The following is a 13820-nucleotide window of genomic DNA, read 5'->3' as shown; positions in this document are numbered from 1 at the left end:
ACTGAGGCGACCCGGATGCGATTCATCGGTTATCTCCTGCTTTTGGTCCTCGTCATCTATGGTCTCTGGCCCTATTACAGCCTCTATCGGCTCGACGGCGCCCTCCTGCGTCCGGACCCGACCGAGCTGGCCACACTGGTGGATCTCCCCGCCATCCGTGCCAATTACAAGCGCCGTCTGGCCGCTGGCGTGAGCGGTATGCTGCCAGCAGCGGAGCCCCAGGGCATCACCGGCTGGATCGGCCAGAACCTCGAACGCCTGGGCGACGCGGCCCTGGAGCAGGCCATCACGCTCGACTGGGTGCGCGAGACCCTGCGCGAAGCGGCCACCCAGGTCATGGGCCAGGGTACGCCCTCTCTGATCGGCGCGGTCGATTTTGCCTTCTTCGAGTCGCACGATCGCTTTTTGATCCGGCTTGGACGGCTCGGCGAGAACGCCACCCACATCCGGCTGTCGCGGATCGGTGCTCAGTGGAAGATCACCGACATCATTTGAGCTCAGCATCCGCTCTCGGCCTAAAGGCGATCAGGGTCATGTCGTCGCGTCTCGGCTCCTCGCCACGATAATCGGCAAGCATCCGGCACAGTCCCTCGATCTGGTCGCTCAGTCCGAGTGTAGCGTGCGACTCCAGCCAGTCGAGGATCCGCCCCCGCCCGAGCAGACGACGCGGCGAGCCGCCCATCTGGTCTGTGAAACCATCGGTCAGCAGATAGAGGGTCGCGCCTGGGGCCACAGCGATGCGCTCGGTCGCGATCGCCGCCGGCGGTTTCAGGCTCTGATAGCCGAGATGGCCGCGCGTGCCGCGAAGCGTGGTGACCCCCTTGCCTGGATCGAGACACAGCAAGGGAATGCCGCCCACGCTCGCAAACTCCAGGATACGGGATCCAGCGTCCCAAAGCAGCACGGCGGCCTCGAGTCCGTCGTCGGAGTCCAGTCCGGTCCAGTCGCCCGCTCGGTCCTGACGCAGACGTCGCCTGACCAACCGGTCGATGTCGGCGAGGATCCGGGCCGGCTCCCAGACCGACATCTCGCGCAGCACCTGTTCGGTCACCGCGGCCAGCACCAGGGTGACGAAGGCACCAGGCACGCCATGTCCGGTGCAGTCGGCGAGCAGGATCAGAGACTGATTGCCGCGTCGCTCCAGCCAATACCAGTCGCCACCCACCAGATGCAGCGGCTCCCAATGGACACGGACCTCGCCGAGGTCGGCGCCGAGCGCCGCCGGATCGGGCAACATCGAGGTTTGGATGCGTCGAGCGTAGGCATGGCTTTCGAGGAGCAGACGATTGGTCTCACTCAAACGTCGATGGGTCCAATCCAATTCCTCAAAGGCATGCTCGATCTCCTCCTTACGTGTCTCCAGGTCGAGCAAGGCCTGTTCGAGCGCCTGGGTGCGCTCCCGGACACGCTGTTCCAGCTCGCGGGTGAGCGCGGTCAGCTCGGCCTGTACCCGGTCACGCTGATCCAGACCGTCCTGCGAGGCATCCAGCAGCCGGCGCAGATGTGCCAGTAGCAGTCCCAGCTCGTCGCGTCCATGTCCGGGCAGTGTAGGCGCCGACCAGCGACCTGGACACGCCGGATCGACCTCGGCGACCGCGCGTGCCAATCGTAGCAGCGGTCGGGTAAGCATGAGATAGAACAGGAGCATGACCAAAAGCAAGACACCCGCTGCACGCACGACACCGAAGAGCGCACCGCGCATCGCCTGGTGCAGGAACTGCTCGGTCAACCGCTCGGGCGATAGCTCGACCCGGAGCACGCCGACCTCGATCCGAGCGCCATCGGGTTCGGCCTGACGCAGCGGGCGGCTGAAGTGGATCATGTCCGCGAAGAGTTCGGACCAGCGATGGAAGGGACTGGCGGCCAGGGGCGGACTCTTGCGACTGGCCAGCACGCGCCCGAAGTCGTCGCGCAGCTCGACGTACCGCACCAGATCGAAGACCATGAGTCCATCCACGACCCGGCTCCCCAGTTCGGGATTGAGCTGATAGAGCGCCTCGGTGGCCGAGCCCTCGACCAGATCGAGCGTGCGTTCCAGATTTTCGCGTACCTCAATCCGCCTGGTACGCCAGTCCAGGACGAGCTCGAGCGTGCCGACCGCAAGCCCCAGCAGCAACACCACCAGGAGTGTGACAGCCGCCTGCTTGAAGGTCAGGCTATGTCGCAGCGGAATGTGGCTGAGCGTCGTGTCGGCTTCATCCGCCGCACCGACCAGGGGCTCAGTCGAGGGCGTCATGATCCGGATCTGTTTCGCTCAGGCCGGCACGCCGCTTGAGTTCGGACACCCGATCGGCGCGGTCGAGGAGCCAGCGGTCGAAACGCGCGATCACCTGCGGATGACGGCGCGTCGAGAGCCGATAGTCGCCGCGTGCGAACGGCAGACGATGATCGAAGACCAGCGCGTCCGGGTGTCCGAACAGCCGCTGGGACTGATCGCGTGCTACAGCGACATTGGCATAGGCGCCATCGATGCGCCCGCTTAAAACCTGTTGGAAGAGCGCGCCAAAGTCAGCGTTCTCCCGGAGACTGACCGCGCCCGACTCGATCGCCGCGCGCCAGGCCAGCGGCGTAAAGCCGACCACCGTGCCAAGCACGCGCAGCATCGATACCGGTTGCCCGAGACGCTCGGGCCGCACTAGGGTGCCGTCCAGATAGGCGACGATGGGACGGCTGTAATGGATGACCTGACCGGCGCGTGCCTCGGGTGCCCAGCCCGGATCGTCGGGGTATTTGAAATCGATCCGATCCTGAAGCAGGCTCGCCAGCAGACGCGGCGGCGGCAGGGGTCGATACTCAAAGACGATCCCGGCCTCGGTGGCGAAGGCATCGAGCAGCTCGCGCCCAAACCCCTCGAAGACCCCGGTGTGACCGGCCTGATAGGGCCGATAGTCGATGTTCTCCACGCCGACCGCATAGCGCTCGCCGGCCGAGACAGGCGCCGCCGCGACCAGCGCCAGCCATACAAGCAGGAGACGGACAGGCACGACGGCAGGCATCGCCCCGGCCCTATTCGTCAAGGTCCGGCCCGGAACCGACCATGACCCGATCACGCCCGGCGCGCTTGGCCAGATAGAGTGCATGATCGGCGCGCGCGATGGCACACTCGAGGGACTCGTCACGGTCGACCGCTACCAATCCGATGCTGACTGTGACTGCCAGCGATTGATCCTTCCACAGGGTGCTGTTCTCGCGCACCTGCTTGCAGAGTCGCTCGGCGATGGATTGAGCGGTCGCCAGATCTGTCTCGGGCAGGATCGCCAGGAACTCCTCGCCGCCGAAGCGTCCGGCGATGTCGCCCTGGCGCAGACTGGAACACAGCAGAAAACCGAAGTCGCCCAGTACCTGATCACCGGCGGCATGGCCGAAACCGTCGTTGATGCGCTTGAAGTGATCAAGATCCATCATGAGGATGGACAGATCATACCCATGACGCGCGCGTCGGCGCTGCTCGTGCTCGCCGAGCTCGAGCACATGGCGCCGTGTATGGAGGCCAGTCAGCTCATCGACCGAGGCGATGCGCCGCAGTTCATGTTCAAGCGCCTCGCGCCGCTCGATCTCTTGATGCAGGGCCTTGTTGAGCCGTTGCAGGTCGGCGGCCTGATTCAGGAGCGTGCGATTGGCCGCGTGCAGCTCCGCTTGCATCCGATCACTGATGCGCACCAGCCGCATCGTCTCACGATAGCCCTCACGATAGGCCTGGGCTAGCAGGCGCACCCCGTTGGCGACCTCGTCGAGCTTGCCCAGCATCGACTCGGCCTGACGGATGACCGACTCCTCGTGGGCATAGAGCGAGTAGGTCCCCTGAGATTCTAGGTCATGGGCATGGGCAGACATGGTCGTCCCCGGTTCAGTCGAAGACACAGAGCTCGAAACGAGCGGCCTGGAAATCCTCCCTAAAGTCCTCACCGAACTCCATCATGGTCTCGTCATCGCTCTGATAGTGCCAGTTGACCTGCACCTCGACCCCATCGCGCGCCGCCGCTTCCAGACGCTGGAAGAGGTTCATGAACGCCTTGGCGCTGCTGCTGTTGAAATAGGTCAGGCGCAGATCCACGACCAGGGGTGATGCGGGCGGCTCGGCCCGCAGATGCACGAGATAGTGATCCAGAGCCACGAGCAGCGGACCGAAGAAGGCTGCTGCGTCCTCCGGATAGGACTCGCCTTCGAGATGCAGCCGGTGGCGATCGAAATCGAAATCGACCAGGGGCGAGCGCTCGGTCTGAGGACGCTGGAGTCTATCCATCGGTCGAGACGGCATTTTTAGATATAGGCCTTGAGACAAAAGAAGGCGCGCTCCGCCTCGAGTTCGGTCAGACCGAACTCGATCGCGCGCGTCGAGCGGCGCGCAATCTCGATCAGGCCGATGCTCGCGCCGCGGCTGCCGGCCTCGGGTGGCTCGCGTAGCTTCTCGCGGTAGTAGCTCTTGATGGTGTCGGGGTCCATACGCGCCAGTTCTTCGAGCCGACTGCACAGATCCTCGCCCTCGGCACGCCCGACCACATTGCCGCAGACCACAAAGAAATGGGTAGCATCGCGCCCGACCATGACCAGGCCCGAACTCAACTCGGTGGGGGTACCGTTCTCGGATTGGAGGCGGTCAGCCGAGTAGCGGATGAGGTTTTGCACCTGCTCGACAAAGATCGAGAAGACGCGCTTGGTGACATTGGCGTCGGTCTCATCCAGGCGCATCTTCTGCTTGAGCGCCTCGCCGAGCGAGAACAGGATGCCCTCGGAGACATAACCGACGAAGGAGAAGATCACGCCCTGATCGCGCATCCGCTGATGGACATCAAAGTATTGGGCGGCGATCGACATGCGGGCCTCGTGTAAGGACGGTGATTCGCGTCTATTAAGAAGTTAGCGGTCGATCAGGGCCGAGTCAATGACCCTTAAATCCTTAAAAAACCTTGAGGATCCGCGTCAACGCTTGGTTACGAGATGATAGTGCATCCACATGCGCAGATGCTTGTAGGCCCGTCCCAGGCTCAGGGCGGCGATCAGCATCAGACGATGCACTGGACCTAGGTCGCGGCGCTGCCACAGCCCCGAACTCCACTGCGTCTGCTTGATGTAGAGGATAACGGCGCGCCTGTCCTCGGACCATAAGATCCCGCGAATCATGCGCCAGGGCGAGGGCACGAGGCGCTTGTCGACGAAGCCGCCGACGCCGAAGACGTCGTTGTGCTTGAGGGCGGCATAGGCCTCCGAGATCTGGCGATCGGGGCGCTCGATCAAGTCGCTCCAGATCTGACAGGCCTGTTCGCGTAGATCCTGACTGCGGATCGAATGTGTCTCTACATGGGGCGCCCAGTGACGACAGGCGAAGAGTACGCCATCCTGGAAGTGCCGCACCACCTCGGCATGGATGGCATTCTCGGTCGGTTCGGTCAGACGCCAGGGGCGTGCCACCCCAGCCTCCAGACGATACCCCATGACACTGCCGTGCGGCGAGTTACAGAGCATCTCCATCGGCGAGACGGCATCGAGCAGATGGCTAAAGAACAGGTTGAGGTTGGCGTCCGGGCCATAAGCGCGTTTGATGCCATTGGGCGGCTGCGGATTGAGGAAGCGTTGCAGCCCCAGGTAGTAACCGAAGAAACGCGTGTTTGGCAGCATCCAGGCAAGGTTGTCCTGGATGGTTCCGCGCCATCCGATATCGACCAGACCGAAGGGTCCATGACCGTCGATCAGTCCCTGTTGCGCGAAATAGGCCAGCGCGGCCTGTCGATCCGTGGCGATCCGGCCTGAGACGAGCTGGACGAACCCTGGGTCGGTAAAGAGGGCCCTAACGCGGGTGTCGAGCCAGGGATGTACGATGGTCTCGTCGAGCGGCAGCCCGTGGCGCGCGCAGATCGGCTCCAGCGCCTCGGGTTCCAGCCCGAGCGAGCGGGCGAGCGCGAACAGCGACTGGCTGTCGTAGAGCCTCCAGAGCCGGCGCATCTCGTCGAGACTCACCTCGCGCAGCGAGGCCGAAAAGGTCGCCAGTCGGCTCACTTCCAGTAACCGCGCACGCGGCAGGACGTGATTGGCGAGACGCCCGTTTGGCACCACGGACGCAAAGACACGCTCGAAGAACTCGCCCTCGCGGGTAAAGAAATAGATGGTCTCGACATCGTCGATGATCGACTGCTCGGCGATGAAGAGCGCCTGGCCGACGAACAGCGGCGCGCTCTTGATCCCAAGCTGGAAGATCAGACCAGCTCTGGTCTTGAGATCCTCCAAGATCGGGGCTGCCGCAGCCAGTGCCGAGTGCTCGATATGGCGCTGGAGCGAGGAGCGATCTGTGAGGTGAGCATTCAAGCGTTCAGTCCTTTGGACATTTTTTGCAACGCTTGCCCTCGCGGTACTTCTTGCAGCACTTTTTAGACTTTTTGCTCATGGAGCTTGCGTGCCTCGTTTGACCCCGATCTCAGGCGGCGACACCGGACGGGGGCGCCGCACCAGTCGCCATCTGCTTGGCCAGGGCGCCGAGTTCGTTGTCGATCATGAGCAGCGACTGCCCCTGATCCCCGAACAGCCGCACCCGCCCGATGATGTCGGCGACCATGGCCTCTTCCTCGATCTGCTCGGTGACGAACCATTGCAGAAAGATGTGGGTGGCGTGGTCCTTTTCGGAGAGCGCACCATCGATCAGCTCGGTAATGGCGGCGGTCACGGAACGCTCGTGCTCCAGGGTGCGCTCGAACATGGGCAGCACGCCGCGCTCGACGCTCGCCGGTGCAGCCACATCGCTGAATGTGACCGTCGCACCCTGGTCGATCAGATAGCGGTACATCTTGAGCGCATGCTGCTGTTCCTCGCCGTGCTTGGCGAAAAACCAGGCCGCCACGCCCTTTAGGTTCATGGACTCGGCCTGGGCCGAAAGTCCGAGATAGAAATAGGCCGAATATAGTTCGCGATTGATCTGGGCATTGAGGCGCTGGGCCATGGCTTGGGAGATCATGCTGGGACGTGCTCCTTAAGTTGAAGGCTGAACGGCTGTCGCAATCGCGGATTTGACATCCTCCCCGGCCTTCCGTCCGGGGATTCCTACGGCGTCCTGATGGAGCATAGAGCTACACCTGAATCGCTTCGGTGGGTTCCTGCTTCCGACCGCCAACGCGGTTCGATCCACAGGCCATCCGGGCTGACATTGGCACAAGCCAGCATCCTGGCAGAAGCGTCTGCCATGTCCTGCCCTTCGTCTCGCATGATTGGCATCCCGCGAGAAGCGCCCGTTGCAGCGGATGAACGGGCGCATCCGCCAGCCATGCGGTTTCCTCACCGTGGCGCCATTCGGTGAGCAGCTTGCTCAACCCGGCGTAGCCGAGCTTCTTTTCACCTCTCTCATAGCGCTCTTTCTGCGACACCAAGGCCTTGTTGAACACGAACCGGCACGCGCCCGCGAAGCGGCGCATCTGCCGCTCCTGCTGGCCGTTGGGAATCAGTTCGTACTTGAAGGCTTGATGTCGTTGCATAGGCAATATTAGGGTCGCCGTCCTACTTCGCTTCATCCTGCGGCGGTGCGCCGATCGCCATCGTGCGCCAATCCATCGAACCGCAACAGACACCACATTGAAACCGAAAGCCAAGGACGGCTGCGGTCCGCGCGATCCTTCCTCGGCCTTGAAGGCCGAGGCTTGTCGCGCACCGGGCCACCGGCACACGCAAGAATGTCCCTGGAACGCGCCGTCTGGTGGTCAGGTATTCTGGATCACGATGCGCGGGAATTTGGACGCATAGTCCTTGGCCTGGAGCGAGAGCTTGGCGGCGGTCTTGCGGGCGATCTCGCGATAGATCTGGGTGATACGCGACTCAGGCTCGGCGACGACCGTGGGCTTGCCGCTGTCGGTCTCCTCGCGGATCCGGATGTCGAGCGGCAGGGCACCTAGGAGCTCCAGTCCGTACTGTTCGGCCATCCTCTGCCCCCCACCGGACCCGAAGATGGGTTCCTCATGCCCACACCTGGAGCAGATGTGGATGCTCATGTTCTCGACGATGCCGAGGACGGGCACCTCGACCTTCTGGAACATCTTGAGCCCCTTGCGCGCCGCCAGCAAGGCGATGTCCTGGGGCGTGGTGACGATGATCGCGCCCGAGACCGGCACCTTCTGCGCCAACGTGAGCTGGGTGTCGCCCGTGCCCGGCGGCAGATCGATGACCAGATAGTCGAGATCCGACCAATTGGTGTCTTTGAGCAGCTGCTCCAGCGCCTGGGTGACCATGGGGCCACGCCAGATCATCGGGGTCTCTTCCTCGATCAGGAAGCCGATCGACATGGTCTGGACGCCATGACTGACCATGGGTTCGAGCGTGCGCCCGTCCTTGGACTCGGGCTGGCCATGGAGTCCGAGCATCCGCGGCTGCGAGGGGCCATAGATGTCGGCATCGAGCAGACCGACCTTGGCCCCTTCGGCGACCAGGGCCAGTGCCAGGTTGACGGCCGTGGTCGACTTGCCCACGCCACCCTTGCCCGAGGCCACGGCAAGGATGTTCTTGACATTATCGATGGGCTTCAAGGACTTCTGGACCGCGTGGGCCTTGATCTCCCAGCCCACATCGACCGCGACCGCGCCGACGCCCTCTACCTTGGAGACGCGCTCGGTCAGCGCCTCGGCGATATCCTGCTCAATCCCCTTGGCCGGAAATCCGAGCACGACCTTGATCCGTACCTGATCGCCTTCGATCGCGATGTCCTTGACGGCATGGGCGGCAACCAGATCGCGCCCGAGATGCGGTTCCCTATAATCCTTAATGGCGGCTTCGATGGCGTCTTTCATGGGTTGGGACATGGGATACTCCGTTGGGATTTGGGTCGGATGTCGGCGGCAAGTTTGGTATCAGCCGCAACGAATTCAACGCGGACAAAACCGCAAAAGACATTGAGAGTAAGTCATACCGCAAGCTCCACGCCAGATACCAGGCCGCGCCGAACGCGAATCATGAGATAATTCCATCCAACCCTTAACCACGTATCAACCCATCCGAGCCACTCCATGAGCCAGCCCCGCGACATCCTGATCACCAGCGCCCTGCCCTATGCCAATGGCCCGATCCACATCGGCCATCTGGTGGAGTATATCCAGACCGATATCTGGGCGCGGTTCCAGAAGATGCGCGGCCATAACTGTTGGTATGTGTGCGCCGACGACGCCCATGGCACGCCGATCATGCTGCGCGCACGCCAGGAGGGCATCACGCCCGAGCAGCTCATCGCCCGCATCGCCCAGGAGCATCAGGCCGACTTCGCCGCCTTTCGCATCGGCTTCGATAACTATCACTCGACCCACTCGCCCGAGAATCGGCACTACGCGACCCTGATCTACGAGCGCAATCGCGACGCCGGGCATATCGTCAAGCGCACCATCACCCAGGCCTATGACCCGGTCGAGCAGATGTTCCTGCCCGACCGCTTTATCAAGGGCGAGTGCCCCAAATGCGGCGCACCCGATCAGTACGGCGACAACTGCGAGGTCTGTGGCGCCAGCTATTCGCCGGCTGAGCTGAAGAATCCACGTTCGGTCATCTCGGGCGCGGTGCCCGAGCAGCGCGCCTCAGATCACTATTTCTTCAGGCTCGGCGACTTCGAGGCGATGCTCAGGGAGTGGACAGGTGGCGGCAGTTTGCAGAAGGAGGTCGCCAACAAGCTCGACGAATGGTTCGCCGCCGGGCTCCAGGAGTGGGACATTTCGCGCGATGCGCCCTACTTCGGCTTTGAGATCCCGGATCATCCAGGCAAGTTCTTCTATGTCTGGTTGGATGCGCCCATCGGCTACCTGGCCAGCTTCCAGAAGCTGTGCGACAAGACGCCCGGACTGGACTTCGATCGCTTCTGGGGCCGAGACTCGACCGCCGAGCTCTATCACTTCATCGGCAAGGACATCATCTATTTCCATGCCCTGTTTTTCCCGGCCATGCTGCACGGGGCCGGCTTCCGTACTCCGACGGCCATCTTCGCCCACGGCTTCCTGACCGTCGATGGGCAGAAGATGTCCAAGTCGCGCGGCACCTTCATCAAGGCGCGTACCTATCTTGAGCATCTGGATCCCGAATATCTGCGCTATTACTTCGCCGCCAAGCTGGGGCCGAGCGTCGATGACATCGACCTGAACCTCGAAGACTTCGCGGTCCGGGTGAATGCCGATCTGGTCGGCAAGGTGATCAACATCGCCAGCCGCTGTGCCGGCTTTATCGGCAAGCGCTTCGATGGACGGCTCTCGGGGACGCTGGCCGAGCCCGAACTCTTCGCCGAGTTCATCGCGGCGGGCGAGTCGATCGCGGCGGCCTATGAGAGGCGCGAGTTCAGCCGCGCCGTGCGCGAGATCATGGCGCTCGCCGACCGCGCCAATCAGTACATCGACGAGAAGGCCCCCTGGGTGGTGGCCAGGCAGGACGGACGCGCGGCCGAACTGCAAGCGATCTGTTCCATGGGCCTCAACCTATTCCGGGTGCTGATCGGCTATCTGCGCCCCATCCTGCCCGGTACTGCCGAGAAGTCCGAGTCCTTCCTTCGGATCGAGCCACCTACCTGGGAGGCGCTGGCCAGGCCCCTGCTCGATCACATCATCGCCCCCTTCGAGCCGCTGATGACCCGCGTCGACCCCAAACAGATCCAGGCCATGCTGGAGGCCTCCAAAGAGGACTTGATCGCTGCCGGGTCAAGCCCGGTCACCGCTGCCCCACCCGCCGCCAATCCGCACCTCGAACGCGACCCCATCGCCGCGCCGATCGACTATGACAGCTTCGCCAAGGTCGATCTGCGCGTGGCCCTGATCCGCGAGGCGCGTCTGGTCGAGGGGGCCGACAAGCTGCTCGAACTCAGGCTCGATCTCGGCGGTGAGCTACGCACCGTCTTCGCCGGCATCCGCTCGGCCTATGCCCCCAAGGATCTGGAAGGCCGGATGACGGTCATGGTGGCCAATCTGACCCCACGCAAGATGCGCTTCGGCGTCTCCGAGGGCATGGTCCTAGCCGCGGGTCCAGGCGGAAAAGATCTCTTCATCCTCAGCCCCGACTCGGGTGCCGAACCTGGGATGAAGGTAAAATAGCAGCGATGGGGAGTATCCCTATTATAACGAGCGCTTGACAAACCGATCCGAAATCGGTCTAATGATGAGCTCGACCTTAAATGAACCCATTCCGATTTCGCCCAGGTAGCTCAGTTGGTAGAGCAGCGGACTGAAAATCCGCGTGTCGGTGGTTCGATTCCGCCCCTGGGCACCAAACAAAATCAAAGGCTTGTCTCCATAGCGGCGACAAGCCTTTTTTTCGGTGCTACCTTTGGGAAATTAGCAGAGGATTTCGCACGCTAAAAAGACAAGCCACCCAATCGGGGGCGGTTTTTTACACGGATCCCGTGCCCCGAGCACTCAAGACCAAGGCGCTGAACTGAATCCTGTTGCGGACTCCATCTCCTCACTGTGCAATAATTTTTTGCTATTTTCGCGGGCCGTATCGCGGCCTGGACGCGACACCGGCCTGTTCGTGCCCTGTGGGGCCCACTTTGGATTCGCGTCGAATCTGCAATCCGCCTAACACAAGGAACCGACTCATGAGCTTTTTTATCCCCGATGCCCTGGCTCAGGGCGAGGCCGTCACACCGTCCGGCGATCCCTTCATGGCCTTGCTGCCGCTGGTCCTGTTCGCCGTCGTCTTTTACTTCCTGCTGATCCGTCCGCAGGCCAAGCGCCAGAAAGAACACCGCAAGATGGTCGAGTCACTGGCCAAGGGCGACGAGATCATTACCCTGGGCGGCATGGTCGGGCGCATCGCCGACCTCGGCGAGAACTTTGCCCTGGTTGAGGTCGCCGAGGGCATTAAGGTCAAGATCCGTCGCACCGCCGTGGAGGCCCTTTTACCCAAGGGTACGCTGCAAGAACTCTGACCTCTTACCCACTCGGAGCGGATCGCTGCGCCCTGCGATCCCTCCAGAGACCTCCCGCAGGCGGCGAACCGCCACCCTCCAATGCGCCGGAGCCCCAATGAACCGTTATCCACTCTGGAAGAATCTACTCATCCTGGGCGTCATCCTGTTCGGTCTACTGCTGGCCTGGCCGAACCTCTACTCCCAGGATCCAGCGATCGAGATCACCGCCGCACGTGGTCATGAAATCACCCAGGCCAGCGTTGCCGAGATCAAGGCCGCGCTTGAAAATGCCAAGGTTCCGCTCAAGGGCATCGAGTCCCTGGAGGGCGGCAAGCTGCTTGCCCGCTTCGGTACGCCTGGTGAACAGTTGCAAGGACAGGAGGCCATCGAGCGCACCCTGTCGGAACGCTACCGCACCGCGCTCACCCAGTCGGCCAATCTTCCGGGCTGGATGCGCTGGCTGGGTCTCAATCCGATGTCGCTCGGACTGGACCTGCGGGGCGGGATCCATGTCGTCATCGACGTCGATATGGAGGCCGCGCTTGACCAAGCCCGCGAACGCTACAGCGGCGACATCCGCACCCTGTTGCGCGAGGAGAAGATCCGCTATTTGACCCTGACCCGCGATGGCGACAACATCCTGATCCGTTTCGAGGACGCCGCCTCGCGCGAGTCCGCCGAGAAGCGACTCAAGCGCGAATTCAGCGAACTCGACCTCCAGCCGAGCGATGACGCCGGCGCCTTCGTGCTGCGCGCCAGCCTACCCGAGACCGAGCAACGGAAGATCAAGGACTTCGCACTCCACCAGAACATCACCACCCTACGCAACCGCGTCAATGCGCTCGGTGTGGCCGAACCGAGCATCGCCCGCCAAGGTGAGCGGCGTATCGTGGTCGAGCTACCGGGTGCCCAGGATCCGGGCCGTCTGAAGGAGATCCTCGGTGCCACGGCCACCCTTGAATACCGCCTGGTCGACACCGAGGGTAGTATCGCCGACGCCCTCGCCGGACGTCCGCCCGTCGGCAGTAAGCTCTACTATGAGCGCAACGGTACCCCGATCCTGCTCAAGCGCCGTGTGATCGTCACCGGCGACCAGATCACCGACGCCTCGGCCGGCTTCGACAGCCAGAGCGGCAGCCCAGCCGTGTTCGTCAGTCTCGACAGCCAGGGCGCGCGGCGGATGCTTGAGGTGACCACCGAGAACGTCGGCAAACCCATGGCCGTGGTCTTCATCGAGAATCGCACCACGACCCAGATGGTCGATGGCGAGCCGGTCAAGACCACGCGTAAGGTCGAGGAGGTGATCAGTGTCGCCACCATCCGCGAGCCGTTCGGGCGGCGCTTCCAGACCACGGGGCTCAACAGCAGCGCCGAGGCGCACGACATCGCGCTCCTGCTACGTTCAGGCGCACTCGCCGCACCGATCCAGATCGTCGAGGAGCGCACCATCGGACCTAGCCTAGGGCAGGACAACATCGACCAGGGTCTGGCCTCGGTCATGCTTGGTATGGGACTGGTGTTGCTGTTCATGGCCCTCTATTGCCGGGTGTTCGGACTGATCGCGGACCTGGCGCTCTTGGTCAACCTGGTCTTGATCGTCGCCGTGCTCTCCATGCTCCAGGCCACCCTCACCCTGCCAGGCATCGCCGGTATCGTGCTCACCATCGGCATGGCCGTGGACGCCAACGTGCTCATCTACGAGCGCATCCGCGAGGAGATCCGCAACGGCAACTCGCCCCAGGCGAGCATCCATGCCGGCTATGACAGGGCCTTCTCGACCATCGTCGATGCCAATGTGACCACGCTCATCGCCGCCGTGGTGCTGTTCAGCTTCGGCACGGGTCCGGTCAAGGGCTTTGCTGTGACCCTGTTCATCGGCATCCTCACCTCCATGTTCACTGCCATCCTCGGCTCGCGCGCCCTGATCAATTTGATCTACGGCGGACGGCGACTGAACAAACTGGCCATCTGAGGG

At 62.8% G+C, this 13820-nt stretch carries 13 protein-coding genes, 1 tRNA gene and 1 pseudogene; 6 read left to right on the top strand and 9 right to left on the bottom strand.

Annotated features, from left to right (window positions below; translation table 11 throughout):
• Positions 1-15: 15 nt before the first annotated feature.
• On the top strand, positions 16-495 hold the full coding sequence (locus E6P07_RS13445) for a DUF2939 domain-containing protein (RefSeq protein ID WP_153976074.1): 480 nt from the start codon (positions 16-18) through the stop codon (positions 493-495).
• Here E6P07_RS13445 and E6P07_RS13440 read toward each other — a convergent pair.
• The 8 genes from E6P07_RS13440 to E6P07_RS13765 all read right to left on the bottom strand — a co-directional run bounded on the left by E6P07_RS13440 (position 488) and on the right by E6P07_RS13765 (position 7457).
• Positions 488-2236 (bottom strand): PP2C family protein-serine/threonine phosphatase, encoded by a 1749-nt coding sequence (locus E6P07_RS13440; protein ID WP_153976073.1) that lies wholly within the window; start codon positions 2234-2236, stop codon positions 488-490. The genes E6P07_RS13445 and E6P07_RS13440 overlap by 8 nt on opposite strands.
• Positions 2220-2984 carry a type 2 periplasmic-binding domain-containing protein gene (locus E6P07_RS13435; RefSeq protein ID WP_246172869.1) on the bottom strand — a complete coding sequence of 255 codons (765 nt, stop codon included), beginning with the start codon at positions 2982-2984 and terminating at the stop codon, positions 2220-2222. The genes E6P07_RS13440 and E6P07_RS13435 overlap by 17 nt, the downstream gene beginning before the upstream one ends.
• A gap of 22 nt (positions 2985-3006) precedes the next feature.
• Positions 3007-3834, bottom strand: a complete 828-nt coding sequence (locus E6P07_RS13430; RefSeq protein ID WP_153976071.1) for a GGDEF domain-containing protein — start codon at positions 3832-3834, stop codon at positions 3007-3009.
• Positions 3835-3847: 13 nt separating this feature from the next.
• Positions 3848-4243, bottom strand: coding sequence for a DUF1987 domain-containing protein (locus E6P07_RS13425; protein ID WP_153976070.1), 396 nt, complete (start codon positions 4241-4243; stop codon positions 3848-3850).
• Positions 4244-4260: 17 nt separating this feature from the next.
• Positions 4261-4815, bottom strand: coding sequence for a SiaB family protein kinase (locus E6P07_RS13420; RefSeq protein ID WP_153976069.1), 555 nt, complete (start codon positions 4813-4815; stop codon positions 4261-4263).
• A gap of 105 nt (positions 4816-4920) precedes the next feature.
• Positions 4921-6300, bottom strand: coding sequence for a hypothetical protein (locus E6P07_RS13415; RefSeq protein ID WP_153976068.1), 1380 nt, complete (start codon positions 6298-6300; stop codon positions 4921-4923).
• Positions 6301-6409: 109 nt separating this feature from the next.
• The gene (locus tag E6P07_RS13410; protein ID WP_153976067.1) at positions 6410-6943 is read right to left on the bottom strand and encodes a ferritin; all 534 of its coding nucleotides are present in this window, start codon (positions 6941-6943) and stop codon (positions 6410-6412) included.
• Between the two features lie 112 nt (positions 6944-7055).
• Positions 7056-7457: a helix-turn-helix domain-containing protein gene (locus tag E6P07_RS13765; RefSeq protein WP_211363128.1), complete on the bottom strand. Its 402-nt coding sequence runs from the start codon at positions 7455-7457 to the stop codon at positions 7056-7058.
• Positions 7458-7462: 5 nt separating this feature from the next.
• Here E6P07_RS13765 and E6P07_RS13400 point away from each other — a divergent pair.
• Positions 7463-7558: pseudogene (locus E6P07_RS13400) on the top strand (IS200/IS605 family transposase); the annotation flags it as partial.
• A 121-nt stretch (positions 7559-7679) separates the two neighbouring features.
• Here E6P07_RS13400 and apbC read toward each other — a convergent pair.
• The gene (gene apbC / locus E6P07_RS13395; protein ID WP_153976066.1) at positions 7680-8771 is read right to left on the bottom strand and encodes an iron-sulfur cluster carrier protein ApbC; all 1092 of its coding nucleotides are present in this window, start codon (positions 8769-8771) and stop codon (positions 7680-7682) included.
• A 204-nt stretch (positions 8772-8975) separates the two neighbouring features.
• On the opposite strand from apbC, the gene metG reads away from it, so the two are divergent.
• From metG to secD, 4 genes are all read left to right on the top strand, one after another.
• On the top strand, positions 8976-11027 hold the full coding sequence (gene metG / locus E6P07_RS13390) for a methionine--tRNA ligase (protein ID WP_153976065.1): 2052 nt from the start codon (positions 8976-8978) through the stop codon (positions 11025-11027).
• A 99-nt stretch (positions 11028-11126) separates the two neighbouring features.
• Positions 11127-11202 (top strand) — tRNA-Phe (locus tag E6P07_RS13385).
• Between the two features lie 328 nt (positions 11203-11530).
• On the top strand, positions 11531-11863 hold the full coding sequence (gene yajC, locus E6P07_RS13380) for a preprotein translocase subunit YajC (RefSeq protein ID WP_153976064.1): 333 nt from the start codon (positions 11531-11533) through the stop codon (positions 11861-11863).
• Between the two features lie 97 nt (positions 11864-11960).
• The gene (gene secD / locus E6P07_RS13375; RefSeq protein WP_153976063.1) at positions 11961-13817 is read left to right on the top strand and encodes a protein translocase subunit SecD; all 1857 of its coding nucleotides are present in this window, start codon (positions 11961-11963) and stop codon (positions 13815-13817) included.
• Positions 13818-13820: the final 3 nt, after the last annotated feature.

This window comes from Thermochromatium tepidum ATCC 43061, assembly GCF_009664085.1.
GTDB lineage: Bacteria > Pseudomonadota > Gammaproteobacteria > Chromatiales > Chromatiaceae > Thermochromatium > Thermochromatium tepidum.
This window is presented reverse-complemented; position numbering and strand designations above follow the sequence as displayed.

Excerpts from the sequence above, each read along its gene's own strand:
- E6P07_RS13425 (WP_153976070.1), bottom strand. The coding sequence starts at position 4,243 with ATGGATAGACTCCAGCGTCCTCAGACCGAGCGCTCGCCCCTGGTCGAT.
- E6P07_RS13430 (WP_153976071.1), bottom strand. The coding sequence starts at position 3,834 with ATGTCTGCCCATGCCCATGACCTAGAATCTCAGGGGACCTACTCGCTC.
- E6P07_RS13445 (WP_153976074.1), top strand. The coding sequence starts at position 16 with ATGCGATTCATCGGTTATCTCCTGCTTTTGGTCCTCGTCATCTATGGT.
- E6P07_RS13440 (WP_153976073.1), bottom strand. The coding sequence starts at position 2,236 with ATGACGCCCTCGACTGAGCCCCTGGTCGGTGCGGCGGATGAAGCCGAC.
- E6P07_RS13765 (WP_211363128.1), bottom strand. The coding sequence starts at position 7,457 with ATGCAACGACATCAAGCCTTCAAGTACGAACTGATTCCCAACGGCCAG.
- secD (WP_153976063.1), top strand. The coding sequence starts at position 11,961 with ATGAACCGTTATCCACTCTGGAAGAATCTACTCATCCTGGGCGTCATC.
- E6P07_RS13410 (WP_153976067.1), bottom strand. The coding sequence starts at position 6,943 with ATGATCTCCCAAGCCATGGCCCAGCGCCTCAATGCCCAGATCAATCGC.
- yajC (WP_153976064.1), top strand. The coding sequence starts at position 11,531 with ATGAGCTTTTTTATCCCCGATGCCCTGGCTCAGGGCGAGGCCGTCACA.
- apbC (WP_153976066.1), bottom strand. The coding sequence starts at position 8,771 with ATGTCCCAACCCATGAAAGACGCCATCGAAGCCGCCATTAAGGATTAT.
- E6P07_RS13420 (WP_153976069.1), bottom strand. The coding sequence starts at position 4,815 with ATGTCGATCGCCGCCCAATACTTTGATGTCCATCAGCGGATGCGCGAT.
- metG (WP_153976065.1), top strand. The coding sequence starts at position 8,976 with ATGAGCCAGCCCCGCGACATCCTGATCACCAGCGCCCTGCCCTATGCC.